The following is a 24,982-nucleotide window of genomic DNA, read 5'->3' as shown; positions in this document are numbered from 1 at the left end:
GCGGAAGCCGGTAATGCTAGCGGAGCAAGGGCGAAATTGCATCCGGCGCGCTCGTCTAATCTGTCTAAGCTGCATTTCGCAAAGGATTGCTCGGTCGTTAGAACCGTGGGAGACCGTATGCATTTGACCTGGGGCGCCCTGCTACTCTTGAGCACCAGCCTGGAAGCCGCCGAAGCGCCTTTACGCTTTGTCATCGCCGACAGCTGGGCCATGCCGACCATCGAGGTCGATGGCGAGCAACCCACCGCCGGCATCCTTTACGACACCATGAACAGCCTCGCCCGGCATATGGGCACCCGTGCCGAGTTCCACGTCCTGGCCCGCGCCCGGGTGCAGAACGCCATGGCCCAGGGCGAAGTCGACGTGCGCTGCTTCGCCGCACAAGCCTGGCTGCCGAACCTGTCCGGGGATTACCTGTGGAGCGTGCCGCTGTTCGTGCAACGCAACCTGCTGGTCAGTAACCGCTACCATCATGAGCCGATCAACCCGCAGCAGTTGCCCACTCAGCACATCGGCACCGTACTGAGCTACACCTACACCTCGCTGCAACCCCTGTTCGAGAGCGCCCAGCTGATTCGTGACGATGCCCGCAACGAGGAGCAAGTCCTGCAAAAGCTCCAGGTAGGACGCTACCAGTACGCTATCGCCAGCCAGTGGACCCTGGACTGGTTCAACAAGACCCAGTCCTCCGGCAAACCCTTGCACCGCGTCGCGCTGCTGCAGGAGCAAGCTGTGGGCTGCTACGTGCGCAATGACCCGGCAGTGCCGGCCCAGCGAATTCTGCGGACCCTGCTGAAGATGAAGATGTCCGGCGAGATCGATGCCATCGTCCAGCGCTACGTCGACCCGCAGACCGGCGCTCAGGCCTCCGACACCGTGTCGCCCTGAAGCGTGCCGCACCGCCACGGCAGCGGTGGCTCAAAATTGCTTACCCACTCCAGCACGGCGTCAGCGGGCATGGGCGCAGCAATGAACTCACCCTGGGCCACCTCACATCCGAGGGCCATCAATCGCTCGCCATGGGCCAGGCTTTCCAGGCCCTCGGCCACAACTTGGCGGCCAAACGCCCGGGCCAGCCCGACCAGAGCCTGAATCAGGGCCTGGTCATCCTGGTCGTGAAGCATGTCGCGGACAAACAATCGATCGATCTTGATGGTCTGGGTACGCAGACGTTTGAGGTAGCTCAGGGACGAATGCCCAGTGCCGAAGTCCCCCAGGGAAAACTGCACACCAAAGCCCTGGCAGGCATCGAGGCAATCGCTGACTCGCTGGATATTGTCGATGGCCACCGACTCGACGATCTCCAGATCCAGCAAGACGGGTGACACATCCGGGTAGCGATCGAGCATCCCCTTGAGCCGCTCGACAAAATCCGTGCGCTGGAAATGCCGGGCCGCGACGTTCAGGCTCACCGGCCAGACATGGCCCGCCGCCTGCCAGCGTTGCAGCTGACTCATCACCTGATCGATGACCCACTCGCCGATATCGACGATGAGGTCGGTCTCTTCCACCTGAGGCAGGAAATCCTGGGAACCCAGCATCCCGCGCTGCGGGTGCTGCCAGCGCAACATGGCTTCAAACCCCACCACCGCGCCGCTGCGCATGTTGACCTTTGGCTGGAAATACAGCTGCAGCTCGCCGCTGTTAAGCGCCTGGCGCACGTGCTCCACCGTCTGGTAGGTGACCATCACTTCACGATCACGCAGGACATCGAACAGGTGGAAGCGATTGCGTCCGCTTTGCTTGGCCACGTACATCGCCTGGTCGGCGTGGCGCAGCAAGGTATCGGCATCATGGTTATCGGTAGGAAACAGGGTCACCCCAATGCTGGCAAACACATTGATGTCCTTGCCCTGGATCGAATACGGCTGGGAAATGGTCGCCAACACCCGCTGCAGTGCCGCCCGCAGCTCCAGCATGTCCCTGACGTAACGCAGGATCAGCACGAACTCGTCTCCGGCCAGGCGTGCCACCACATCTTCGCCCCTGATGATCGAACGCAGGCGCGCAGCCACCTCCACCAGCAGCAGGTCACCACAGGCGTGACCGTAGCCATCATTGACCGCCTTGAAACCGTCCAGATCGAGCATGCATACCGCCAGGGGAATATTCTCCTGGCGGGAGAAGTCCAGCGCCTGGTGCAACAGATCGGAAAGGAAGGCCCGATTGGGCAGACCAGTGAGCACGTCATGCCCAACCCGCCATTGCAGCGAATGCAGCAACTGGCGCTTCTCGCTGACATCGAAGCGGATCGATACATAGCGCATCACCTTGCCGGAGCGCTGATCCACCAGGGGCACCATGGTGCTGTCGACCCAATACAGGCTGCCGTCCTTGGCACGGTTGCAGATCTCACCTTTCCACACCCGCCCCTGGATGATGGTCTGCCACAGCTCGGTAAAGAACTCCGGTGGATGCAGCCCCGAACTGAGCATCCGGTGGTTGGCTCCGATCAGCTCTTCACGGCTGTAGCCCGAGATCTGGCAGAACAGGTCGTTGACATAGGTGATGCAACCGCCGAGATCTGTCTCGGAGAAAATGGCGGCGGCATCGACGGCCCTGCGGTATTTCTCATCCATGAGTCGAACTCACTGTCGCTAGCGGTTGAACCGCTCGACCAAGGCACGCAGCCCGGAAGAGATGTTTTCCAGCTCCGCGCCGCGAACGACTCCGGCGCTGGCATTCTCGGCAGTGCGCTGCACCGTGGCGGCGACACTGTTGATCTGTTCGGACACCGATTCCGCTACATGGGACTGCTCCTGGGACGCCGCAGCCATCTGCTGACTCATGTCGGTGATACGCTCCACCGCGGCGCCTATGCCCTGCAAGGCTTGCTGCGCCTGCAAGACCTGCTGCACCCCTTGCTCGGCTTCCTCGATGCCCAGGCTGGCGATCTGCACCGCCTCATCGGCACCGGCCCGCAGGCTCTGGATGATGCCCTGGATCTGCTGGGTGGACTCACGTGTCTTACCGGCCAGGGCGCGCACCTCATCGGCCACCACGGCAAACCCGCGCCCCTGCTCTCCGGCCCGAGCGGCTTCGATGGCTGCGTTCAAGGCCAGCAGGTTGGTCTGGTCGGCAATCGCCTGGATCATGCTCGCTGCCACCATGATGTCCTGGGTCTGCCCGGCCAGGTCACCCACCGCCTGATTGATCTGGGTAACAGTGCGGGCCAGCAACTGGATGGCGTCACGGGAAGTGCCCGCCACCTGGCTGCCTTGCTGGGCCAGCAGGTTGGCAGTGTGAGCCTCACTGGCGGTGTGCTGTACGTGTTCCGCAACCTCGGTGATCGAAGCGGCCATCTGGGTCATGGCAGCGGCCGTCATGTCGGTCTCCGCTCGCTGCTCCAGCAGCGCCGACTCAGTGCGGCTGGACAACTGACTGGAGTCGGCCGCCGCCGTAGCCATCTGTCGAGCCAGATCGCTGAGTCGGGTCAAGGCGGTTTTCAGCCGCGCCTCTTCACTGGCCAGGATCAGTTGCAACTGCGCCGCCGGCCCCAGCGCGTCGCTGTAAGCCAGGGCACAGATCGGATCGGCAAAGGTGTTTGGAGTGCTACGGACAATCTGCTTGAGCTGCTGCCCCAAACGGCGCTGGGCCATCAGCCCGACCCCCACGAACCCCGTGACCGTCAGCCCCTGGGCCAGCAACGTCGGCAACCAGGTGAATGCCGCCAGGCAACCCACCGCTACCGCTACCGGCAACAGCAATGGCCTGGCTGCTGCCTCCAGGTGCCGCCAGGCCGAGACCGGTGCCTTGTCAGCACGCAGTCGCGCATAGAGGATTTCAGCGCGGTTCACTTGCTCCCGGGTCGGCTTGACCCGCACCGACTCATACCCCACCAGTCGACCCTCTTCGAGGATGGGCGTGACATAGGCGCTGACCCAGTAGAAATTGCCGTTTTTGCAGCGGTTCTTCACCACGCCCATCCAGCTCTGCCCTGCCTTGAGATACCCCCACATCGACTCGAACACCGCCGCCGGCATATCCGGGTGACGCACCAGGTTATGGGTGCTACCAATCAGCTCGGCCTGGCTGAAACCACTCATCGCGGCGAATTCGGCATTGCAGTAGGTGATGTGGCTGTTGGTATCGGTGGCGGATATGAGCCGCTGCTGGTCGGGAAAGGTCTGCTCAACAGAGGTGACCGGCAAATTGAGACGCACTTTAGAACTCCATAGACAGCCTGCGATCAACAGCACCGGGAAGCCGGCAACAGGTTGATTCGAAATGTACTTTCCTGGCGGTACGACTCAATCGAAAGGATCGCCCTGATTGCAGCCGTACAGCGGTTTGCGCGGCAGTTGACCGTCGATTCGACGAAGATCAACTAGGATCAGATAAGGCGTCAGGTGGGGGACGGCGGACGGTGCGTTGGCGGGATTTACGAGACGGTCGAGCCTCTGCCAAGTCCTCGGTTTAGGTGAACAAGGGAAATGCAATGATTTCTTGTTTCATAAACCTGCCCTCTGAAACTAGATCACCAAATACCTGTCCGAAGCGCCGATTCTACGAAATGCATCACATTTTGCAAAGCAAGGTGATGAATCATGGTGTTGTCTAATGCCAATATTTATCGTTAAGTTCTTGATTCTAAATGGGAATTGAGCGATGCAAATTTCAAGTTTGGGTGCAGCCATCAAGCGTTATCGAAAGGTAGCGGGGCTTACTCAGGCTGAACTAGGTGAAAAAACCGGTTTTGACCCAAAAACCATCAGCCGCTTCGAAACCGGCACCTACACCCCCAGCGTTGAAGCTCTATTTCTGCTAGCCGAAGTACTGGGAGTGAAGCTGAAAGCCTTCTTCGCCGATCTGGGCGACGAAGAGGAACAGCGGGCTTATTTGTTCGGTGTCATTCACAAAGCCACCCCGAAGGATCTGGGAAAGCTGATAGCAGCGGTAGACCAGGCCTTGTCCAAGCCTTGAGCCCCGCAACAAATCAACGAGAAGAGGCACGCTTATCACCCCTGATAAGTTGGCCTCTTTTTTAATCCACGACTCCTGACAGGAACTGACAGACCCAGCCCATAAGCTTGTGCCCACAGCACAGCCCAAAGGCCCCTGGAGTCGTCATGATCAGTAACACCTACTTCCTGCTTTATGTGGACAGCCCGCCCCTCAGTGCAGAGTTCTACAGCCGCCTGCTGGACAAACAGCCGGTGGAATCATCCCCATCCTTCGCCCTGTTCATCCTCGACTCGGGGATCAAGCTCGGCCTCTGGTCCCGGCACACGGTTGAACCGAGCGCCCAATCAACCGGTGGTGGCGGCGAACTGGGCTGGGCCGTGGACAGTCGAGAAGCCGTGGACGAATTGCATCGCCACTGGCAAGCGCTGGACATGACCATCGCCCAGCCCCCCACCCAGATGGACTTCGGCTACACCCTGCTCGCCCTTGATCCGGACGGACATCGCTTGCGCGTGCTCTATCTCACTGTCGACTGAATCCATGCCCCAACAGAGGCGCTATACCAGCGCCTTCCCCGCCAGCGCTGAGAGATTACTAGAAACACCTCATTGAGCCCTCCAACACTCATCGCTATCCTCCCCTCCGACTTGTCACAATTTGTAAGGGAATACGATGAAGTACCTGCGCCTCCTCATGGCAATGGCCGTCCTCTGCGCCACGCCCCTCCTTGCCTTTGCCGCCGCGCCGAACGAGAGCAAGGACGCCGAACCCCAGACCGCCGAACAGTTTCTCGCCTCACTCTCCCCACGCCACGGCAACGTCAAGCTGCCCGGTGATATCGCCAGCCTCGACCTGAGCCAGGAGTTCTACTACCTCAACCCCAAGGACACCGAGAAGCTGCTGACCGAGGGCTGGGGCAACCCACCCGGCTTCACCACCCTGGGCATGATTGTGCCCAGCGCAGTCAGCCCGCTGTCCGCCGAAGGCTGGGGCGTGATCATCAGCTACAAGAATGACGGCCACATTTCCGATGACGACGCGGCGAAAATCGATTATCAGGACCTGCTCAAGCAAATGCAGGAAGCGGACGAGGAAGACAATAAGCAACGCAAGGAACAGGGCTACGGCGCTATCCACCTGCTGGGCTGGGCCGAACAGCCAAGCTACGACGCGCAATCCCACAAAATGTACTGGGCCCGCGAACTCAAGGCTGAAGGCGCCGAGAGCCACACCCTGAACTACAGCATCCGCGTACTGGGGCGCGAAGGCGTGCTGGAACTCAACGCGGTCGCCTCCATGGACGACCTGGCAACTATCAAGCGCGAAATTCCCAAGGTCCTGGCCTTCACCAACTTCACCGATGGCAACCGCTACGCCGACTACAACCCCAGCACCGACAAACTGGCATCCTATGGCCTGGCCGCCCTGGTGGCCGGAGGCCTGGCCAGCAAGGCTGGCTTGTTCGCCAAGCTGGGGGTACTGCTCCTGGCCGGCAAGAAGTTCATTGTCATCGGCGTGCTCGCACTTGCCGCGTTCGCCGGCCGGCTGTTCAAGAAAAAAGGCTGACTGCAAGGTGCGACGCCCCCGCATGATGAGGGGGCGTTGCAGCTTATCAACCACCCTGTTTTACCTGCACATCTCGCTCCTTCGCCGGCAAGGCCCGCAGCCGCCAACGCCCTTCCAGTTGCATGGCCATCACACTGCCCAGCACCACGGCAGCCCCCAGCACCACAGAAGATTGCACCCGCTCTCCCAGGACCATCGCAGCCAGCAGCATTGCCGTCGGTGGAATCAGATACATAGCGATCGACGCCCGACTGACCTCCACCCGCTCCAATACGTAAGCCCAGGCCAGATAGGCCAAAGCACTGGGAAACAACCCCAGCAACAGCACCGCCAGATTCACCCGCCACGACGCCTGTGCCACCGCCTCGGGCAACCCGGGTGCGTACACCGACAACAGCAACGTACCGCCCCAAACCATGTAGCACACCGTGGTCAACACGCCGTAGTGCCCGGAAAAGCGCCGTTGCAAAACGAAGTACAACCCCCAGGAAAAAGCCGCCAACAACACCAGCAATCCGCGCGGTTCGACCGAGCCCAACCCCTTGTCAGCCGCCACCACCAGCACCGCTCCAAGCAAACCCACCCCCACGCAGCCCCAGCGCCAACCACTGACCGGCTCCTTGAGCCAGAAAAAGGCGATCAGCGTGCTGAAGATCGGCGCCGACTGCGCCAGCACGCTCGACGCGCCGGCACTCAAGCCCTGCTGACCATAATTGAGGCTGACGTGATGCAGGGTGATGGCAAAGAACCCCAGCACCAGCAGCCAAGGCAGATCACGCCAGCGCGGCAGGGATATTTTCAACGCCACTGCCATTGCCGCCATGAACAGCGAAGCGATCAGGAAGCGCAGCAGCGCCAGATGCCCCGGACTGTAGCCCTCAAGGCCAATATGGATACCCACCGGTGAATAGGCCCAGCACAGAATGACCGCAGCGGTAGCCAGCAATAACTTGAACCCAGGTAAGCGCTTCACGGTACAGGCATCCAGACAATAAGAAGAAACGCAGTCTCTCGCCCCCCATAACTCACCACAACTAACCGATACTAAGGCCACACCTCACTGGAAATGAGCAATGGAACTGACCCAACTGAAGATGGTGAAAGCCGTGGCCCGCTCCGGCAGCATTGCCCGCGCAGCCGAGCAATTGCATTGCGTGCCCTCCAACATCACCAACCGCCTCAAGCAGCTGGAGAACGAGCTCGGGACCCCGCTGTTTACCCGGGTCGGGCGCGGGCTGAAGATCAGCCCGGCCGGGGAAATATTCCTCGGCTACAGCGAGCGAATCCTGGCTCTGGTCGACGAAGCCAAACGCGCCGTGGACAGCCAGGCGGAGCCCAGCGGATTGCTGCGCCTGGGCTCGATCGAGTCCTGCGCTGGCGGCCGCCTGCCACCGCTACTGGCGCAATACCACCGACGCTACCCCAAAGTGAACGTGGAACTGGTAACCGGCACCTGGTCGCAACTCTTTGAAGAACTGCAACACCAGCGTATCGACGGCGCCCTGGTGGCCATCGATACCTTGCCGCCCAAGCTTCAGCAAACCGTGCTCTACCACGAGCCACTGGTGCTGATTTCCAGTGCAGGCACCGCCCCCATCCGCAGCGCCAGCGATTTGCAGGGGCAGAATCTGTTCATGTGGCCACCGGGCTGCCCCTATCGCCGCGCCCTGGAAACCTGGCTGGCCAGGCACGGCCTAAACCTGCCCATTACCGGGTATGCCAGCTGGGGCACCATTATCGGCTGCGTCAGTGTCGGTGCCGGCGTCTCGCTGATACCGGAAGGTGTGCTGGAGCGCTATTCACAATCGGCGACCCTGAACGTGCAGCGTTTCAGCGACCTGCTGCCGGTGGACAACCGCTTTGTCTGGCACCAGGACGTGAAGCGCCACAGTGCACGGGATGCGTTTGCCCAGTTGTTGCGGGAACAGCTGGGAGCATGACGCCCTTTCCCGGCAAGCCGGCGAGCGTTTCGGCACAATGCACGAGCGCCCCAGCACAACAGTGGACGCTGCCTGCCAATAGACTCGTCTTTCATCACCATCACCCAGACGAGCCCCTCATGAAAAACCGACTTTTACTCAGCGTGCTTTCCTTGGGTCTGAGCCTTGGCGCCCAAGCCGCCGAGTTCAGCATCAGCAGCCACGACATCAGCGACGGCCACTCCTTGAGCCCTCGTGAAGTGTTCCAGGGCTTTGGCTGCGAAGGCGGCAACACCTCTCCCGAACTGTCCTGGAAAAATGCCCCACCGGGCACCAAAAGCTTTGCCATCACTGTTTATGATCCGGACGCCCCCACCGGCAGCGGCTGGTGGCACTGGACCCTGGTCAACCTCCCGACTTCCACCCAGCAACTGCCCAGAGGTGCCGGTAGCGCCAACGGCGAGCAACTGCCGCCCGGCGCCATTCAGGGGCGTACCGATTACGGCCAACCCGGCTTTGGCGGCGCCTGCCCGCCAGTGGGCGATAAACCGCATCGCTATCAGTTCACCGTCTGGGCATTGAAGGTGGATAAACTGCCCCTCGATGCCCAGGCCAGCGGCGCATTGGTGGGCTACATGCTCAACGCCAACGCCTTGGCCAAGACCACACTGACCGCTACTTACGGACGCTAGTAACGATGAATGCCCCTGCTGGCCTGCAGCATCATGAAAGCCGTATCGACACCTGCGTCATCCGCGCCCGGCAAGCCCATGCCCTGCAACGGGTACCGATTTTCGTCAGTGCTCTGTGCCGGGTGCGCCAGGGCGAGAAACGCATGGAGTGGGACGACCGCCAGATGCGCGTGGGCGGCCAGCACCTGATCCTGCTGCCGGCGGGACGCGAAGTGGGCATCAGCAACTATCCGGGCGCGCAGGGTCACTACATCGCCGATGTCGTGACCTTTCCTGCCCCGGCCTTGCGGGCGTTCAGCCTGCGCTACCGCCAGCAGATCATTACCCGTCCCGGGCGCAGCGGCGCGGACCTCTGCGTCCCCCTGGAGCGGCACACCGCCCTGGCCTGGGACAACCTGCTGGAGTGCATTGCCAGCGATGCACCGGACGCCCTGCGCAGCCACTACGGCGAAGCGGTGCTGCTGGCCCTGGCCCTTGGCGGCTGGGCCGGCCCATTGCTGCTGGATCGTCACGACCCACTGTGCGAACGGGTGCAACAGATCCTCATGAGCAACCCGGCGCGGGACTGGACAGTAGCCTGCGTCGCCGAGCGCCTGAACCTTGGGGCTTCCACATTGCGTCGCCAGCTGGCGAACGAGAACGACAGTTTCAGCAACATCCTCGAGAACGTCAGGCTGGGCCTGGCCCTGCAGTGGCTGCAAACCACGCCACGCCCCATCGGTGAAATCGCCGCAGCCAGCGGCTACGCCTCGGCATCACGTTTTGCGGTGCGCTTTCGCAAGCATTACGGGCTTTCGCCCCGAGAACTGCGGGCAGCTATCTAGCCAGCGCGCATCACTGCGACAGGCCATCCATCACCGCATCGATGAAGGGCGCCTTTTGCGCGAGATACTCGCCAATGCCCTCGCGATTGCCGGCTTCAAGCCGAAGCTTAAGATCCTGGTATTGCTGACGGATGCCGCTGTCCTGACGCAACAGATCACGAAAACGCAGCATGCGCCCGATCTGCTCATGACCACAGATGCAGACATGCACTTTGTGGGTGCGCACACCCTCGACATCGCGGCGGTAAAAGTGATGCCCCGGGGACAGATCACTGCCCCGGACATAGCCCAGGGTCGCCATGAAGGCATTGCGCGCAGCCTCATCCCGGTGCTCCACGACCACGGCCAAAAGATCGATTTCCGGCTTGGCCGCCAGCCCTGGAACAGCGGTGCTGCCCACGTGATGTACCTCTATCAGTTCGCTACCGAAACCTTTGGCTATGCGCCCCTTCTCAGCGCTGAATGCACCAGGCCACTGATCGTCATAGAGGGAAATCTTACTGGTAAGCGCCATGACCACTCCTTGATGCAAAGGCGTTGGATATTCCAGGCAAGAACCGCACGGGCTGGCTGGACAAGGGATTCGCGAGCCAGAAACCGGGCGCACGACAAAAAACACGCCAACAGGAACGCTGCGCGCTTCGAAGACTTTCAGGTGCTTTAAGAATTTTGATCAATCTCGTTGAGGACCAACGAGAAGCGTTATGGAGGCAACCCCACCAGCCACACCCCGGCACACAATGTTCCCGCTGTGGCTGCTGCCTTCCGGCTCTGACCAGGTTCACGGGTAATCGTTGCGGGGGGACCGATGGGGTCACCATAACGACGTTCGCCTGACGGCGAGCCGCGCCATTGTACCTATCTGAGTTGAACTTACAACCGCTCGTTGCAGATTAAAAAATCCGATGAGCTTCAAGCACTTGGATACACCCCTGGGTGAAAGTCTTCCCCCATCGCCTGAAGGACGGTGGAGTCAGTCCAGGGACAGCACTTCGTCGGCACGGCCGCCTTCTTGCTGGATCACCAAATGAATGAAATGCAGCTTGGCAATCACCGCCGGCGGCAGGATGAAGGGGTAGAAATCCGGCTGGCCCATGCTGCGGGACAGTTCGTTGAGCATGCCAGCCAATTCGATCCAAGCGTTGACGAAGGCCAGGAACGCCGGTCCGCCAGGATGCTGCGGGTCGTACAGGCTGCTCAGGGGAAACGGCTGGTAGTCGAGATCGACGTCGCGGGCACTCATGCCAAAGCCCAGGGCGGTGTCCACCGCGTCCATCATGTGCAGGTAGTGAGCCCAGGTTTCCGCCCAGTCCTCCCAGGGGTGCATGGTGGCGTAGGCGCTGACGTGGCTTTGCTGCCAGCCGTTTGGCGCGCCCTGCTGATAGTGCTGCTCCAGAGCCTCGGCGTAGCTGTAGCGCTCGTCGCCGAACAAGCTGCGAAACGACTCCAGCCAGGGGCTGTTGGCAATCAGCCGATCCCAGTAGTAGTGCCCCACTTCATGGCGAAAGTGCCCAAGCAGGGTGCGGTAAGGTTCATGCATCTGCGCCCGCACCCGCTCGCGATGAGCATCATCGGCTTCCTTGATATCCAGGGTGACCAGGCCATTGGCATGTCCGGTAATGGGCGTCCTTCCCTCAAGATCAACACCAAGGAAGTCGAAAGCCAGGCCCCGCGCTTCGTCGTCGCTCTTGGGGATCACTTGCAGCCCGAGGGCGATCAGTTGGGCGACCAGGCGGCGCTTGGCGATTTCCACTTTGCGCCAGCGCTCCGGATTCTCCGGGACGGACAAGTCGGGGATGGTGCGGTTGAGGCTGCAGGCTACGCACAGATTACCGGTCAGGTGGGCCGGCAACAGCCAGTTACAAGCGGCGGGCGTGTCGAGGTTGGCGCAGCGCTTGAACGCCCCCGCATCAGGCTCGGCATCCAACACCCAGGTCCCGGCGGCGGGCCCTGGCTGCAGGGACGACAGACAGCCTGATTGCGGCGCATAACCGAGCAAGGCAGAGCACGCCAGGCACTGGCTGTTGCGAAAGAACAGCGACTGCCCACAGCGGCATGACCAGAGTTTGCTGTTGCGTGAGCGGTCACCGACGAAGGGCGCGGCGATCCGGGAACTGAGCTGCTCGAAGAAACGGTACATGACGCATCCTCCCTGGGGCTTGCCAAGACTAGATCATCCTGGCTGCCTCATCGTTCCCTCGGCCTGTCAGGAGCCGGCTTGCTGGCGAAACCATCGCTGCCCAGCCGGCTCCCAAGGATCACGCGGGGATGGGGATGCCGTGGTCGACGAGAAAGGCGACAAAGGCCGCTTCATCTAGGACCTTGAGCCCCAGCTCATTGGCCTTGGCCAGTTTGGAACCGGCTCCGGGGCCGGCGACGACGCAGTGGGTTTTCGCCGAAACGGACCCCGCCACCTTGGCCCCCAGGCTTTCCAGCTTTTCCTTGGCCACATCGCGACTCATCAACTCCAGGGAGCCGGTGAGCACCCAGGTCTTGCCAGCCAACGGCAGGCCTTCGACCACCTTCTTCTCGCTCTGCCAATGCATGCCAAAGGCCTTGAGCTGCTCTTCGATGGCCTGGGCCAACCGGGCATTGGCCGGGTTGTCGAAGAACTCCCGCACCGACTTGGCCTGCTTCTCCGGCAGGGCCTGGCGCATATCCAGCCAGTCAGCCGCAATCACGCCCTGCAGGGAACCGAACTTGTCTGCCAGTTTCTGCGCCGCACCCGGCCCCACCGAGGGGATGTTGAGCTTGTCGAGCATGCCGCCCAACGTGGTGCTGGCGGCAAACTCTGCCCCCAGCTCGCCCTGATCCTGCAACACCAGGCCGCATTGATCCTCGGCCAGCAAGGCACCAATCACGCTCTGGTTATGACTGTCTTCGAAGAAGCTGTGAATCTCGTGGGCCACTTCCAGTCCCACATCCGGCAGGTAGGTCAGCACCTGGGGCAAAGCCTGCTGGACCCGCTCTAGGGTTCCCAGGGAACGGGCCAGGACCTTGGCGGTTTCCTCACCCACATCAGGAATGCCCAAGGCATAGATGAAGCGAGCCAGGGCCGGACGCTTGCTGTCCTCGATGGCCTTGAGCAGCTTGTTGCTGGAAACCTCGGCAAAACCTTCCAGATCAATGATCTGTTCGTACTTGAGCTGATAGAGATCCGCAGGCGAAGCAATGAGCTTTTCGTCCACCAGTTGCTCGATGGTCTTGTCCCCCAGGCCTTCGATGTCCATGGCTCGACGGGAAACGAAGTGGATGATCGCCTGCTTGAGCTGGGCACCGCAGGCCAGGCGACCGACGCAGCGATACACCGCGCCTTCGCTGACGGTTTCCCGGCCCTTGCTGCGCTTGACCAGTTGCGTGCGCTCGACATGAGAGCCACAGACCGGGCAGCTTTGCGGAATCTGTACCGGCCGGGCGTTTTCAGGGCGACGCTCAACGACCACCTGCACCACTTGCGGGATCACGTCACCGGCGCGGCGGATGATCACCGTGTCGCCGATCATCAGCCCCAGGCGCGCCACCTCATCCATATTGTGCAAGGTAGCGTTGGACACAGTGACTCCCGCCACCTTGACGGGCTTCAGGCGCGCCACTGGCGTCACCGCGCCAGTGCGGCCGACCTGGAATTCCACATCCAGCAACTCGGTGAGTTCTTCCATGGCCGGGAATTTATGGGCAATGGCCCAACGCGGCTCCCGGGCACGGAAACCCAGTTCACGCTGAGAGGCGATGCTGTTGACCTTGAACACCACACCGTCGATCTCATAGGGCAGCGCATTGCGCCGCTCGCCGATCTCACGGTAATAGTCCAGGCATTCATCAACCCCTTTGGCCAGGCGCAGCTCACGACTGATAGGCATGCCCCACTGCTTGAGTTGCTCCAGGTTGCCGATATGCGTGTCGGCAATGTCGGCACTGACTTGGCCCAGGCCGTAGCAGCAGAACTCCAGCGGCCGACTGGCAGTGATCTTCGAGTCCAGCTGGCGCAGGCTACCCGCCGCCGCATTGCGCGGGTTGGCGAAGGTCTTGCCGCCCGACTCCAGTTGCGCCGCATTCAGGCGCTCGAAACCGGCCTTGGACATGAAGACTTCGCCGCGCACTTCCAGGGTCGCCGGCCAGCCGCTGCCTTGCAGCTTGAGCGGAATGTTGCGCACGGTACGCACGTTGACACTGATGTCTTCGCCGGTGGTGCCGTCGCCACGGGTGGCGCCACGGACCAGCACACCATCCTGATACAGCAGGCTGACCGCCAGGCCGTCGAGCTTGGGCTCGCAGCTGTACTCCACCGCCGCACCGCCACCAAACAGATCGCCCGCCGGCAGGTCCAGGCCTTCGTTGACCCGGCGATCAAACTCGCGCATGTCGACTTCTTCAAAGGCGTTACCCAGGCTGAGCATGGGGATTTCATGGCGCACCTGGGTGAAGGCCGAGAGCGCCGCGCTGCCCACACGCTGGGTTGGAGAGTCACTGGTGACCAGCTCTGGGTGCTCGGCCTCCAGGGCCTTGAGTTCGTGGTACAGGCGGTCGTACTCGACGTCCGGAATGCTCGGTTCGTCCAGTACGTGGTAACGGTAGTTGTGTTGGTCCAGCTCGGCGCGCAGCTCAAGAATGCGGGTTTCAGCGGCGGTCATGGGGGTTCTCTCATAAAGCAAAAGAGCAGCCTAGGCTGCTCGATCTGAAGATGGGGGCGTGGGCTTCGCTGGCAAGCCAGTTCCTGCACAGTCAGCTCCTGCGAGAGGAGCTGACTGTGGAAGCTTAGCGCTTCTGGGTCAGAGCGCGGCGTTCGAATTCGACGATACGCTGGCGGTAGTGCTCGATGGTCTGGGCAGTCAGCACGCTGCGCTGGTCGTCCTTGAGTTCGCCATTGAGCTCCTGGGACAGCTTGCGCGCCGCCGCCACCATCACGTCGAAGGCTTGCTTCGGGTGACGCGGGCCAGGCAAGCCGAGGAAGAAGCTCACCGCCGGAGTGCTGAAGTGATCGATATCATCCAGATCGAACACCCCCGGCTTGACCGCGTTGGCCATGGAGAACAGCACTTCGCCGTTGCCGGCCATGCTTTCGTGGCGGTGGAAGATATCCATCTCGCCAAAACGCAGGCCACTTTCAAGGATGTTCTGCAACAGTGCCGGGCCTTTGAAACCAGCGCTGTCGCGACAGATCACACTGATCACCAGCACTTCTTCGGCTTGCGGCTGTTCCTTGTCGCTGTGACCGGCAGCCTTGCCTTCATCCGCCGGGAAGTCATCGTCGCGGCTACTGAAGCTTGGGCCGCTATCCAGATCCAGGTCCAGATTGAGGTCACCCTGATGAGGCTCGCCCCCACGCTTGCCGCGCTTGGAGGAAGAACTATCCCGAGGCTCGCGGGCAGGCATGCTCACCGACGGCAGATCGTGCTCGTCCAGTTGCGGTTCTTTATGAGTATCCAGCACCCGAGGCGGACCCAGGAGTTCGGCACTGCCTTCATCGTCCGGCAGATTGGAAAGACTTCGATCAAGACGGAACTTCAACTTCCCCTTGCCGCCGCGCATACGCCGCCAGCCATCAAAAAGAATACCGGCGATAACAATAATGCCGATGACGATCAGCCACTCGCGCAGACCGATTTCCATGTAATCCCGTGCCTCTATAAAAAATGCTGAAAAATAAGGGGTTTACAATCTGCAAACCGCTTTAAAACGTGGCGCCAACTCTATGTTCTGAATGGCGTTTTGCCCACGCATAGGAAAAATTGACATTAAACTAGCACGACCAAAGGCAACTTTACACCGTCTGTCGCAACGGTTACGGCCAATATGTCGATTGGCCAGCTTGGTAATGGGAAAAATCCCCCGACTTGCCGTCCAATAGTCGCCTTAGTCGCACGGACTCAAGCGTCCACCATCGCCATCGCCTCCTCGACATCCACGGCTACCAGGCGCGAACAACCGGGTTCGTGCATCGTCACCCCCATCAACTGATCGGCCATTTCCATGGCGATCTTGTTGTGGGTGATATAGATGAACTGCACAGTCTGCGACATCTCTTTAACCAATCTTGCATAGCGTCCAACGTTAGCGTCATCCAGCGGCGCGTCAACTTCATCGAGCATGCAGAACGGCGCCGGATTCAACTTGAAGATGGCGAATACCAGGGCCAAGGCAGTCAATGCCTTTTCGCCCCCCGAGAGCAAATGAATGGTGCTGTTCTTCTTCCCGGGAGGACGCGCCATGATCGTTACCCCTGTATCGAGTAGATCTTCGCCCGTCAGTTCCAAATAAGCGCTGCCGCCACCGAAAACTTTTGGAAAGAGTGCCTGCAAACCGCCGTTGATCTGATCAAAGGTATCTTTGAATCGATTGCGGGTTTCCTTGTCGATCTTGCGAATCACGTTTTCCAGGGTTTCCAGGGCCTCCACCAGATCGGCGTCCTGGGCATCCAGATAGCGCTTGCGCTCGGACTGCTGCTGATACTCGTCGATGGCCGCAAGGTTGATCGCGCCCAAGCGTTGAATTCTTGCCGCAATGCGCTCCAGCTCTTCTTCGGCGGCCTGCTCGCTGGCCTCCCCGGTCAGGGTCGCCAGCACGCCGTCCAGGTCGTAGCCATCGGCCAGCAACTGCTCCTGCAAGGTCTTGCGGCGCACGGTCAGGGCTTGCCATTCCATGCGTTGCTGTTCGAGCTGGCCGCGGATCAGTTGGGATTGCTGCTCGGCCTGGTTACGGCGCTTCTCGGCATCGCGCAGTTCGCGATCGGCATCTTCCAGGGCGATCTGCGCGGTCTTGAGCTCGACATCCACGGTCATGCGCTTTTCCAGCAGCTCTTCGAGCTTGAGGCGCAGTTCTTCCAGCGGCGCCTCGCCCTCCTCCAGGTTGAGGCTGAGCTGTTCGCGCTTCTCGGTCAGGCGCTCGGACTGCAGCTCCAGGCGCTCCAGGGCCTGATGCGTGGAATCGTGCTGGGCCTTGAGGGAGCCCATGCGCACCGCCAATTGATGAGCGTGATCCTTGTGTTGGCGTGCTTCCTGGCGCACCCGATCAAGGCGCTCGCGCAAGCTGTCGCGCTGGGCCAACAGCAGCTCACGCTGCTCGGTGTCCAGGGCCATGCTGTCGAGGGCCTCCTGCAATTGCAGACGCGCCTCGCCCACTTGTTCATGCTCCAGCTCACGCTGCTCGCCGAGCTCTACCAGCTCTTCATCGAGGCGGGTACGACGCAGATTCAACTGCTCGGCCTTGGCCTTGCCGGCGGACAGCTTGGCTTTCAACTCTCCCTGCTGGCGAGCCTCGTCCTGCAACAGGCGACGCAAGTGTTCGCGACCGTTCTCCTGCTGACGTTGCTGGGCCCGCAGGTTGAGCAATTGACTCTCCAGGGCTTCGACACTGGCTTCGCGCTCATCGCGCTCCAGGGTCAGTTGCTGGATTTCCTGGCCTCGCGCCAGCACGCCGCTTTCCGCTTCGCTGGCCCGCCGCACCCGCAGGAAATGCCGGCCGACCCAGTAGCCGTCGCGACTGATCAGGCTCTGCCCGGCTGCCAGTTGCCCACGCAAGGCCAGGGCCTGTTCGAGGTTTTCCACCGGTTTGACCTGCCCCAGCCAGGGCGACAGATCGACCGTGGATTCCACCTTGTCCAGCAAGCTGCCGGGCATGCGCAGCGCATCGCCTTGCAGGCTCAGCAGACGCAGGTCGCCTTGCTGGAAACCGGCCAGATCGATACCGGTGAAATCATCCACCAGCACCGCTTGCAGATCGGCGCCAAGCACGGTTTCCACCGCCAGCTCCCAGCCCGCTTCCACGTGCATGCCATCGGCCAGGCGCGGACGCTCGGCCAACTGCTGTTCACGCAGCCACTGTGCAGTACCGGTGCCCGGGTCCAACGCGGCTTGCTGCAGGGCCTCCAGAGACGCCAAGCGGCCATTGAGCCGCTGCAATTCACCCTGGGCCTGTTGCTGGGCCTGGGTCGCCTGCTGCAATTGCTGGCGCAGTTGCTCCAGGCGCTCGACCTGGGATTCCTCACTGGCTTGCAGGTCTTCCAGAGTTGCTTCGCTGGCGGCCAATTGTTCATTGAGTTCGAGGATCGCCGCGTCTTCCGGGTCGGCCGAGAGCAATTCGCGCTCCTCCCCCAGGCGTCGCTGACGCTCGGCCAGCCGCTCCATGCTGCTTTCGAGCTGCTGGATGCGCGACTGCTGCACTTCCGCCTGGCGCCGCGGCTCGGCGGAACTCAGGTTGAAGGCGTCCCACTGCTCCTGCCAGCCGTGCATGGTGGTTTCGGCTTCTTCCAGGGTCGCGGCGGCTTCCTCGGCGGCGGCTGCAGTGACCTCCTGCTCGGGTTCGAGCATGGCCAGCTCTTCCCCCAGGGTTGCCAGCAAGGTGCGGTCGTGCCCCAGGTGCGACTCGGTTTCCAGGCGCGCGCGCTCGGCTTCCTTCAGATCGTCCTGCAACTGCCGCAGGCGCTGCTGGCCATGCTGGATGCTCTGCTCGACCCGGGCGATATCACCGCCCACCGAATAGAAGCGCCCCTGCACCAGATTGAAGCGCTCGGACAATTCATGGTGCCCGTCACGCAAGCGTTCGATAGCAGCATCGGCATTGCGCTGCTCAGCCACCAGGGCCTCGAAGCTGACTTCCTGGCTACCGATCACCGACTCGCGCTGGCCGACTTGCTCATTCAATGCCTGCCAGCGCAGAGCCGACAGTTGCGCCTTGAGCTGGCGCTCCTCGGCCTTGTATTCCTGGTACTTCTCGGCGGCCTGGGCCTGGCGATGCAGGCGTTCCAGCTGACGCTCCAGCTCTTCGCGCAGGTCGGTCAGGCGGGCGAGGTTCTCATGGGTGCGGCGGATGCGGTTTTCCGTCTCGCGCCGGCGCTCCTTGTACTTGGAAATGCCCGCGGCTTCTTCAATGAAGTTGCGCAGGTCCTCGGGCTTGGCCTCGATCAGCTTGGAGATCATGCCCTGCTCGATGATCGAGTAGCTGCGTGGCCCCAGGCCGGTGCCAAGGAAGATGTCGGTGATGTCCCGACGGCGGCACTTGGCGCCGTTGAGGAAATAGCTGTTCTGGCTGTCGCGTGTGACCTTGCGGCGAATGGAGATCTCGGCGTAGGCCGCGTATTCGCCCACCAGGGTGCCGTCGGAGTTGTCGAACACCAGTTCGATACTGGCCTGGCTCACTGGCTTGCGACTGGTGGAGCCATTGAAGATGACATCGGTCATCGACTCGCCACGCAGGTTTTTCGCCGAGCTTTCGCCCATCACCCAGCGCACGGCGTCGATGATATTCGACTTGCCGCAGCCATTGGGCCCCACCACCGCCGCCATGTTACTGGGGAAGTTCACCGTGGTCGGATCGACGAAGGACTTGAACCCCGCCAGCTTGATGCACTTGAGTCGCACGCTTAAGCATCCGCCAACGCAGACACCACCAGATCGCTGCTGCGCTGGGCGTAGGCCGTCAACACCTGGCGGATCTGCTCCAGATCACGGGCCAGCACCGCGGCCAGCAACTGCTCGAACAACTCCAGGTACTCGCTCATCGACGCCTTGCGCTGCTCCAGTGCCAGGTAATAGGCACGGCTCATGGCCGGCTGCAGATTCTCGACGGTTTCCTGCAGGTAAGGGTTGTTGGCAAAAGGATAGGCCGCGCGCATCACGCTGAAGCTGTCCTCGACGAAGGCGCGGATGTCCTGGCGCTCGTAGGCACCCTCCAGACGCTGCTGGATCTGCAGGAACGGCGTCATGTCGCTCTGCTGCACCCAGCCGCTGGCCACGCAGTTGCCCAGCAGGATGTACAACTCGCTCATCAGGGTGCAAAGACTGCGGACCTTGTGCTCGGTGAGCTCGGTCACGTGAGCACCACGGCGCGGCAGGATGGCAATCAGATGGCGGCGCTCAAGAATCAGCAAGGCCTCGCGGACCGAACCACGACTGACATTGAGGGCCAAGGTGACCTTCTGTTCCTGAATGCGCTCTCCAGGCTTGAGATCCCCGCGAATGATACGTTCGGCGAGGTGGTGAGCAATCTGCTCGGCGAGGCTGTCCGGCGCCTTGAACGTCATGGTTTTCCTTCAAAATCTTTAATCGGCACAAGCGGCGCAGTGTAGCGCAATTGCTACCCTATCGCGGAGTGCTCCGACAGGGGAATTTGGCATGAAACAAGCAGATTGATGTTGATTCAAGGGTTTCTCAAATGCCGTTCATACTTGAAATGTTGAGCACAGAAATTTCCTGACCCAAAGGTCAGAAAATCATTGACCGAAAAGTCAGACATGACTAAATTCGGCTCAGTTCGCTTAACAACAATAAAGAGTCTGCGAGGCCTTCCGTGATCCAGTTTTTACTCAACCAGGAACTCCGTAGCGAGCACGCCCTGGACCCAAACCTGACCGTGCTCAACTATCTGCGCGAGCACCTGGGCAAACCCGGCACCAAGGAAGGCTGCGCCAGCGGCGACTGCGGCGCCTGCACCGTGGTGGTGGGCGAGTTACAGGTGGATGCCCAGGGCGGCGAATCCATTCGCTATCGCAGCCTCAACTCATGCCTGACCTTCGTCTCCTCCTTGCACGGCAAACAGCTGATCAGCGTCGAAGGCCTCAAGCATCAGGGCCAACTGCACAGCGTGCAGCAGGCCATGGTCGAGTGCCACGGTTCGCAATGCGGCTTCTGCACCCCAGGATTCGTCATGTCGCTGTTCGCCCTGCAAAAGAACAGCAGTGAACCCGACGCCCACAAGGCCCATGAGGCCCTGGCCGGCAACCTGTGCCGTTGCACCGGCTACCGGCCGATCCTCGCTGCTGCCGAGCAGGCCTGCTGCGGCCAGCAGAGCGATCAGTTCGACGCCCGCCAGACCGAGACCATCAGTCGCCTCAAGGCCATCGCTCCCAAGGACACCGGTGAACTCAACAGCGGCGACAAGCGCTGCCTGGTGCCGCTGACCGTGGCCGACCTGGCCGACCTCTACGACGCCTACCCCCAGGCACGGCTGCTGGCCGGTGGCACCGACCTGGCCCTGGAAGTCACCCAGTTCCACCGCACCCTGCCGGTGATGATCTACGTCGGTAACATTGCCGAGATGAAGCGCGTCGAACGCTTCGACGATCGCCTGGAGATCGGCGCGGCCACGGCCCTCACCGACTGCTACGACGCACTGCGCGCCGAGTACCCGGACTTCGGCGAATTGCTGCAGCGCTTCGCCTCGTTGCAGATCCGTAACCAGGGCACCCTGGGGGGCAATATCGGCAACGCCTCGCCCATCGGCGACTCACCGCCCCTGCTGATCGCCCTGGGTGCACAGATCGTACTGTGCAAGGGCGAAGTACGCCGCACCCTGGCCCTGGAAGACTATTTCATCGATTACCGGGTCACGGCCCGCCAGGACAGCGAGTTTATCGAGAAGATCATCGTGCCCCGGGCCAGCGCCGAACGGCTGTTCCGTGCGTACAAGGTCTCCAAGCGCCTGGACGACGATATCTCTGCGGTCTGCGCGGCCTTCAACCTGCAGATTGAAAACGGCGTGGTCAGCGATGCGCGCATTGCCTTCGGCGGTATGGCGGCAATCCCGAAACGAGCCAAGAGCTGTGAAACCGCACTGATCGGCGCGCCCTGGAACCTGTCCACGGTGGAGCGTGCCTGCGCGGCCCTGGCGGAGGATTTCACCCCGCTTTCGGATTTCCGTGCGAGCAAGGAATACCGCCTGCTGAGTGCGCAGAACCTGCTGCGCAAGTACTTCATCGAACTGCAAACACCGCACATCGAGACCCGGGTGACCGCTTATGTCTAATCATCACAAAGTCGAGAAGACTCAAGCCGAACTGACGGCCCTGTTTCACCAGGACCTGACCACGGGCGTTGGCCGCAGCGTCAAGCACGACAGCGCCGACAAACACGTGTCCGGCGAGGCGCTGTACATCGACGACCGCCTGGAATTCCCCAACCAGTTGCATGTCTACGCGCGACTGTCGGACCGAGCCCACGCCAAAGTCATCAGCATTGACACCGGCCCCTGCTACGCCTTCGAAGGCGTGCGCATCGCCATTACTCATGAAGACATTCCCGGCCTGAAGGACATCGGCCCACTGCTGCCCGGCGACCCGCTGCTGGCCATCGATACCGTGCAGTTCGTCGGCCAGCCGGTGCTGGCGGTGGCCGCCAAGGATCTGGAAACCGCGCGCAAGGCGGCCATGGCCGCGATCATCGAGTACGAGGACCTGGAGCCGGTGCTGGACGTGGTGGAAGCCCTGCGCAAGCGCCACTTCGTGCTGGACAGCCACACTCACCAGCGCGGCGATTCCGCCGGCGCCCTGGCCAGCGCCGAACACCGCATCCAGGGCACGCTGCATATCGGCGGCCAGGAGCATTTCTACCTGGAAACCCAGATTTCCTCGGTGATGCCCACCGAGGACGGCGGCATGATCGTCTACTGCTCGACCCAGAACCCCACCGAAGTGCAGAAACTGGTGGCGGAAGTGCTCGACGTGTCGATGAACAAGATAGTGGTCGACATGCGGCGCATGGGCGGCGGCTTCGGCGGCAAGGAAACCCAGGCCGCCAGCCCTGCCTGCCTGTGCGCGGTGATCGCCCGCCTCACCGGCCAGCCCACCAAGATGCGCCTGCCCCGGGTCGAAGACATGCTCATGACCGGCAAGCGTCACCCGTTCTACATCGAATACGACGTGGGCTTCGACAGCAACGGCCGCCTGCACGGCATCCAGCTGGAACTGGCGGGCAACTGCGGCTGCTCACCGGACCTCTCGGCGTCCATCGTCGACCGGGCGATGTTCCACTCCGACAACGCCTACTACCTGGGCGACGCCACCATCAACGGCCACCGCTGCAAGACCAACACCGCCTCCAACACCGCCTACCGCGGTTTCGGCGGCCCGCAAGGCATGGTCGCCATTGAAGAGGTGATGGACGCCATCGCCCGCCACCTGCACCTGGACCCGCTGGCGGTGCGCAAGGCCAACTATTACGGCAAGACCGAACGCAACGTCACCCATTACTACCAGACCGTCGAGCACAACATGCTCGAAGAGATGACGGCCGAACTGGAAGCCAGCAGCCAGTATGCCGAGCGTCGCGAAGCCATCCGGCTGTACAACGCCAACAGCCCGATCCTGAAAAAGGGCCTGGCACTGACCCCGGTGAAGTTCGGCATCTCCTTCACCGCCAGCTTCCTCAACCAGGCCGGCGCGCTGATCCACATCTACACCGACGGCAGCATCCACCTGAACCACGGCGGCACCGAAATGGGCCAGGGCCTGAACGTCAAAGTGGCCCAGGTAGTGGCCGAGGTGTTCCAGGTGGACATCGAGCGGGTACAGATCACTGCCACCAACACCGACAAAGTACCCAACACCTCACCCACCGCGGCATCCAGTGGCGCCGACCTCAACGGCAAGGCCGCGCAGAACGCAGCGCAGACCATCAAGTCGCGCCTGGTGGAGTTTGCCGCGCGCAAGTACCAGGTCAGCGAAGAGGATGTGGAATTCCACAACGGCCACGTACGGGTCCGCGACCATATCCTGACCTTCGAGGAACTGATCCAGCAGGCGTATTTCGCCCAGGTGTCGCTGTCCAGCACCGGTTTCTACAAGACCCCGAAGATCTACTACGACCGCAGCCAGGCTCGGGGTCGGCCGTTCTACTACTTCGCCTTTGGCGCAGCCTGCGCCGAGGTGATAGTCGATACCCTGACCGGCGAGTACAAGATGCTGCGTACCGACATCCTGCACGACGTCGGTGCCTCGCTGAACCCGGCCATCGACATCGGCCAGGTGGAAGGCGGTTACATCCAGGGCATGGGCTGGCTGACCACCGAGGAACTGGTGTGGAACGCCAAGGGCAAACTGATGACCAATGGTCCCGCCAGCTACAAGATCCCGGCGGTGGCCGACATGCCCCTGGACCTGCGGGTCAAGCTGGTGGAGAACCGCAAGAACCCGGAAGACACGGTGTTCCACTCCAAGGCCGTGGGCGAGCCGCCGTTCATGCTTGGCATCGCTGCCTGGTGCGCCATCAAGGACGCAGTGGCCAGCCTTGGCGACTACCGCCATCAACCGCAGATCGATGCCCCGGCGACACCGGAGCGAGTGTTGTGGGGCTGCGAGCAGATGCGTCGCTTGCAGGTGACCAGGGCCGTGGATCAGCAAGTCGAGCTGGCGCCGCTGTAACGGCCTTCACGGGCAAGCCCGCTCCTGCACCGCGCCCGTAGGAGCTGGCTTGCCGGCGAAGCAGCCCGAACAGACCACCAAGATGTCGAGGTAAACATGTACAACTGGATCAGCGCCCTCGCCGACCTGCAGAACCAGGGTGAACCCTGCGTGTTGGTGACCATTATCGAGGAGCTCGGCTCAACGCCGCGTAATGCCGGTTCGAAAATGGTCGTCAGCGCCACCCAGGCCTTCGACACCATCGGCGGCGGGCACCTGGAGTACAAGGCCATGCAGATCGCCCGTGACCTGCTCGCCAGCGGCCAGCAGGCCACCCACCTGGAGCGCTTCAGCCTCGGTGCCAGCCTCGGCCAGTGCTGCGGCGGCGCCACCGTGCTGCTGTTCGAACCCATGGGCCAGGTGCAAGCGCAAATCGCCGTGTTCGGTGCCGGCCACGTCGGCCGCGCCCTGGTGCCACTCCTGGCCAGTCTGCCGTGCCGGGTACGCTGGATCGATTCCCGGGAACAGGAATTCCCGGAACAGATTCCCCAGGGCGTGAGCAAGATCGTCAGCGAAGAACCGGTGGAGGAAATCGATAACCTGCCGCCTGGCAGCTATTGCATCGTCATGACCCATAATCACCAGCTGGACCTGGAGTTGACCGCCGCCCTGCTCAAGCGCAACGACTTTGCCTATTTCGGCCTGATCGGCTCGAAGACCAAGCGGGTGAAGTTCGAGCACCGCTTGCGCGATCGCGGTTTCGACGCAACCACCTTGCAGCGCATGCGTTGCCCGATGGGGCTCGCTGAAGTCAAAGGCAAGTTGCCCGTGGAAATCGCCATCTCCATTGCCGGTGAGATCATCGCTACCTACAACGCCCATTTCGGCCAGTCCAGCGCCAGCGCCGAACCCATTGCCAAGCTGCTGCCGGCCTCGCGCCGCAGCCAGACTTCGAACTGACACGCC

19 protein-coding genes and 1 other RNA gene are annotated in these 24,982 nt (G+C 61.7%); 10 read left to right on the top strand and 10 right to left on the bottom strand.

Annotation, left to right across the window (positions count from 1 at the left end; translation table 11 throughout):
- The first annotated feature begins 117 nt into the window (after positions 1-117).
- Complete coding sequence (locus PQT43_RS23565) at positions 118-888, top strand: substrate-binding periplasmic protein (protein ID WP_110652561.1); 771 nt, start codon at positions 118-120, stop codon at positions 886-888.
- On the opposite strand, the gene PQT43_RS23560 is transcribed toward PQT43_RS23565, so the two are convergent.
- Positions 861-2,579 carry a putative bifunctional diguanylate cyclase/phosphodiesterase gene (locus tag PQT43_RS23560; protein ID WP_110596947.1) on the bottom strand — a complete coding sequence of 573 codons (1,719 nt, stop codon included), beginning with the start codon at positions 2,577-2,579 and terminating at the stop codon, positions 861-863. The genes PQT43_RS23565 and PQT43_RS23560 overlap by 28 nt on opposite strands.
- 18 nt (positions 2,580-2,597) lie before the next feature.
- Positions 2,598-4,163, bottom strand: coding sequence for a methyl-accepting chemotaxis protein (locus tag PQT43_RS23555; protein WP_102863815.1), 1,566 nt, complete (start codon positions 4,161-4,163; stop codon positions 2,598-2,600).
- A 445-nt stretch (positions 4,164-4,608) separates the two neighbouring features.
- Here PQT43_RS23555 and PQT43_RS23550 point away from each other — a divergent pair, with 445 nt between their 5' ends.
- The 3 genes from PQT43_RS23550 (at position 4,609) to PQT43_RS23540 (ending at position 6,471) form a co-directional block, all read left to right on the top strand.
- Positions 4,609-4,923, top strand: a complete 315-nt coding sequence (locus PQT43_RS23550) for a helix-turn-helix domain-containing protein (RefSeq protein ID WP_011060220.1) — start codon at positions 4,609-4,611, stop codon at positions 4,921-4,923.
- A gap of 146 nt (positions 4,924-5,069) precedes the next feature.
- A complete protein-coding gene (locus PQT43_RS23545; RefSeq protein WP_102878997.1) occupies positions 5,070-5,441 on the top strand; it encodes a VOC family protein in 372 nt (123 codons plus the stop codon).
- 136 nt (positions 5,442-5,577) lie between these two features.
- The gene (locus PQT43_RS23540) at positions 5,578-6,471 is read left to right on the top strand and encodes a DUF2167 domain-containing protein (protein WP_170004304.1); all 894 of its coding nucleotides are present in this window, start codon (positions 5,578-5,580) and stop codon (positions 6,469-6,471) included.
- A 46-nt stretch (positions 6,472-6,517) separates the two neighbouring features.
- Here PQT43_RS23540 and PQT43_RS23535 read toward each other — a convergent pair whose 3' ends face one another.
- Positions 6,518-7,444, bottom strand: a complete 927-nt coding sequence (locus PQT43_RS23535; protein ID WP_267269674.1) for a DMT family transporter — start codon at positions 7,442-7,444, stop codon at positions 6,518-6,520.
- A gap of 100 nt (positions 7,445-7,544) precedes the next feature.
- Between PQT43_RS23535 and PQT43_RS23530 the strand changes: the two genes are divergently transcribed.
- From PQT43_RS23530 to PQT43_RS23520, 3 genes are all read left to right on the top strand, one after another.
- Entirely contained in the window at positions 7,545-8,411 is an 867-nt protein-coding gene (locus tag PQT43_RS23530) for a LysR family transcriptional regulator (protein ID WP_110596951.1), read from the top strand.
- Positions 8,412-8,530: 119 nt separating this feature from the next.
- The gene (locus tag PQT43_RS23525) at positions 8,531-9,082 is read left to right on the top strand and encodes a kinase inhibitor (protein ID WP_272754740.1); all 552 of its coding nucleotides are present in this window, start codon (positions 8,531-8,533) and stop codon (positions 9,080-9,082) included.
- A 5-nt stretch (positions 9,083-9,087) separates the two neighbouring features.
- Positions 9,088-9,906, top strand: a complete 819-nt coding sequence (locus tag PQT43_RS23520; RefSeq protein ID WP_110596952.1) for a helix-turn-helix transcriptional regulator — start codon at positions 9,088-9,090, stop codon at positions 9,904-9,906.
- Positions 9,907-9,916: 10 nt separating this feature from the next.
- Here PQT43_RS23520 and PQT43_RS23515 read toward each other — a convergent pair whose 3' ends face one another.
- The 7 genes from PQT43_RS23515 to PQT43_RS23485 form a co-directional block, all read right to left on the bottom strand.
- Complete coding sequence (locus PQT43_RS23515; RefSeq protein ID WP_272754738.1) at positions 9,917-10,420, bottom strand: GrpB family protein; 504 nt, start codon at positions 10,418-10,420, stop codon at positions 9,917-9,919.
- A 200-nt stretch (positions 10,421-10,620) separates the two neighbouring features.
- An RNA gene (gene ffs, locus PQT43_RS23510) (signal recognition particle sRNA small type) lies at positions 10,621-10,717 on the bottom strand.
- A gap of 162 nt (positions 10,718-10,879) precedes the next feature.
- Positions 10,880-12,046, bottom strand: a complete 1,167-nt coding sequence (locus PQT43_RS23505) for a zinc-binding metallopeptidase family protein (protein ID WP_110652554.1) — start codon at positions 12,044-12,046, stop codon at positions 10,880-10,882.
- Positions 12,047-12,164: 118 nt separating this feature from the next.
- On the bottom strand, positions 12,165-14,537 hold the full coding sequence (gene ligA, locus PQT43_RS23500; protein WP_115581944.1) for an NAD-dependent DNA ligase LigA: 2,373 nt from the start codon (positions 14,535-14,537) through the stop codon (positions 12,165-12,167).
- A 124-nt stretch (positions 14,538-14,661) separates the two neighbouring features.
- Positions 14,662-15,516: a cell division protein ZipA gene (zipA, locus tag PQT43_RS23495; RefSeq protein ID WP_102878987.1), complete on the bottom strand. Its 855-nt coding sequence runs from the start codon at positions 15,514-15,516 to the stop codon at positions 14,662-14,664.
- 257 nt (positions 15,517-15,773) lie between these two features.
- Positions 15,774-19,262 carry a chromosome segregation protein SMC gene (smc, locus tag PQT43_RS23490; RefSeq protein WP_272754736.1) on the bottom strand — a complete coding sequence of 1,163 codons (3,489 nt, stop codon included), beginning with the start codon at positions 19,260-19,262 and terminating at the stop codon, positions 15,774-15,776.
- Positions 19,263-19,264: 2 nt separating this feature from the next.
- Positions 19,265-19,924, bottom strand: a complete 660-nt coding sequence (locus PQT43_RS23485) for a GntR family transcriptional regulator (protein ID WP_102863827.1) — start codon at positions 19,922-19,924, stop codon at positions 19,265-19,267.
- Between the two features lie 266 nt (positions 19,925-20,190).
- Between PQT43_RS23485 and xdhA the strand changes: the two genes are divergently transcribed.
- The 3 genes from xdhA to xdhC all read left to right on the top strand — a co-directional run bounded on the left by xdhA (position 20,191) and on the right by xdhC (position 24,976).
- Positions 20,191-21,645: a xanthine dehydrogenase small subunit gene (gene xdhA / locus PQT43_RS23480; protein WP_102863828.1), complete on the top strand. Its 1,455-nt coding sequence runs from the start codon at positions 20,191-20,193 to the stop codon at positions 21,643-21,645.
- Positions 21,638-24,037 carry a xanthine dehydrogenase molybdopterin binding subunit gene (gene xdhB / locus PQT43_RS23475; RefSeq protein ID WP_123392345.1) on the top strand — a complete coding sequence of 800 codons (2,400 nt, stop codon included), beginning with the start codon at positions 21,638-21,640 and terminating at the stop codon, positions 24,035-24,037. The genes xdhA and xdhB overlap by 8 nt, the downstream gene beginning before the upstream one ends.
- A gap of 96 nt (positions 24,038-24,133) precedes the next feature.
- A complete protein-coding gene (xdhC, locus tag PQT43_RS23470; protein ID WP_267269671.1) occupies positions 24,134-24,976 on the top strand; it encodes a xanthine dehydrogenase accessory protein XdhC in 843 nt (280 codons plus the stop codon).
- Positions 24,977-24,982: the final 6 nt, after the last annotated feature.

Origin of the sequence: Pseudomonas sp. BLCC-B112, assembly GCF_028550695.1 — a bacterium.
GTDB classification, from domain to species: Bacteria; Pseudomonadota; Gammaproteobacteria; order Pseudomonadales; family Pseudomonadaceae; genus Aquipseudomonas; species Aquipseudomonas danubii.
This window is presented reverse-complemented; position numbering and strand designations above follow the sequence as displayed.

What these genes read in the sequence shown, in the direction of transcription:
- PQT43_RS23565 (WP_110652561.1), top strand. Translation starts at nt 118, where the DNA reads ATGCATTTGACCTGGGGCGCCCTGCTACTCTTGAGCACCAGCCTGGAA.
- PQT43_RS23560 (WP_110596947.1), bottom strand. Translation starts at nt 2,579, where the DNA reads ATGGATGAGAAATACCGCAGGGCCGTCGATGCCGCCGCCATTTTCTCC.
- PQT43_RS23550 (WP_011060220.1), top strand. Translation starts at nt 4,609, where the DNA reads ATGCAAATTTCAAGTTTGGGTGCAGCCATCAAGCGTTATCGAAAGGTA.
- PQT43_RS23545 (WP_102878997.1), top strand. Translation starts at nt 5,070, where the DNA reads ATGATCAGTAACACCTACTTCCTGCTTTATGTGGACAGCCCGCCCCTC.
- PQT43_RS23540 (WP_170004304.1), top strand. Translation starts at nt 5,578, where the DNA reads ATGAAGTACCTGCGCCTCCTCATGGCAATGGCCGTCCTCTGCGCCACG.
- PQT43_RS23530 (WP_110596951.1), top strand. Translation starts at nt 7,545, where the DNA reads ATGGAACTGACCCAACTGAAGATGGTGAAAGCCGTGGCCCGCTCCGGC.
- PQT43_RS23525 (WP_272754740.1), top strand. Translation starts at nt 8,531, where the DNA reads ATGAAAAACCGACTTTTACTCAGCGTGCTTTCCTTGGGTCTGAGCCTT.
- PQT43_RS23520 (WP_110596952.1), top strand. Translation starts at nt 9,088, where the DNA reads ATGAATGCCCCTGCTGGCCTGCAGCATCATGAAAGCCGTATCGACACC.
- PQT43_RS23515 (WP_272754738.1), bottom strand. Translation starts at nt 10,420, where the DNA reads ATGGCGCTTACCAGTAAGATTTCCCTCTATGACGATCAGTGGCCTGGT.
- PQT43_RS23505 (WP_110652554.1), bottom strand. Translation starts at nt 12,046, where the DNA reads ATGTACCGTTTCTTCGAGCAGCTCAGTTCCCGGATCGCCGCGCCCTTC.
- ligA (WP_115581944.1), bottom strand. Translation starts at nt 14,537, where the DNA reads ATGACCGCCGCTGAAACCCGCATTCTTGAGCTGCGCGCCGAGCTGGAC.
- zipA (WP_102878987.1), bottom strand. Translation starts at nt 15,516, where the DNA reads ATGGAAATCGGTCTGCGCGAGTGGCTGATCGTCATCGGCATTATTGTT.
- PQT43_RS23485 (WP_102863827.1), bottom strand. Translation starts at nt 19,924, where the DNA reads ATGACGTTCAAGGCGCCGGACAGCCTCGCCGAGCAGATTGCTCACCAC.
- xdhB (WP_123392345.1), top strand. Translation starts at nt 21,638, where the DNA reads ATGTCTAATCATCACAAAGTCGAGAAGACTCAAGCCGAACTGACGGCC.
- xdhC (WP_267269671.1), top strand. Translation starts at nt 24,134, where the DNA reads ATGTACAACTGGATCAGCGCCCTCGCCGACCTGCAGAACCAGGGTGAA.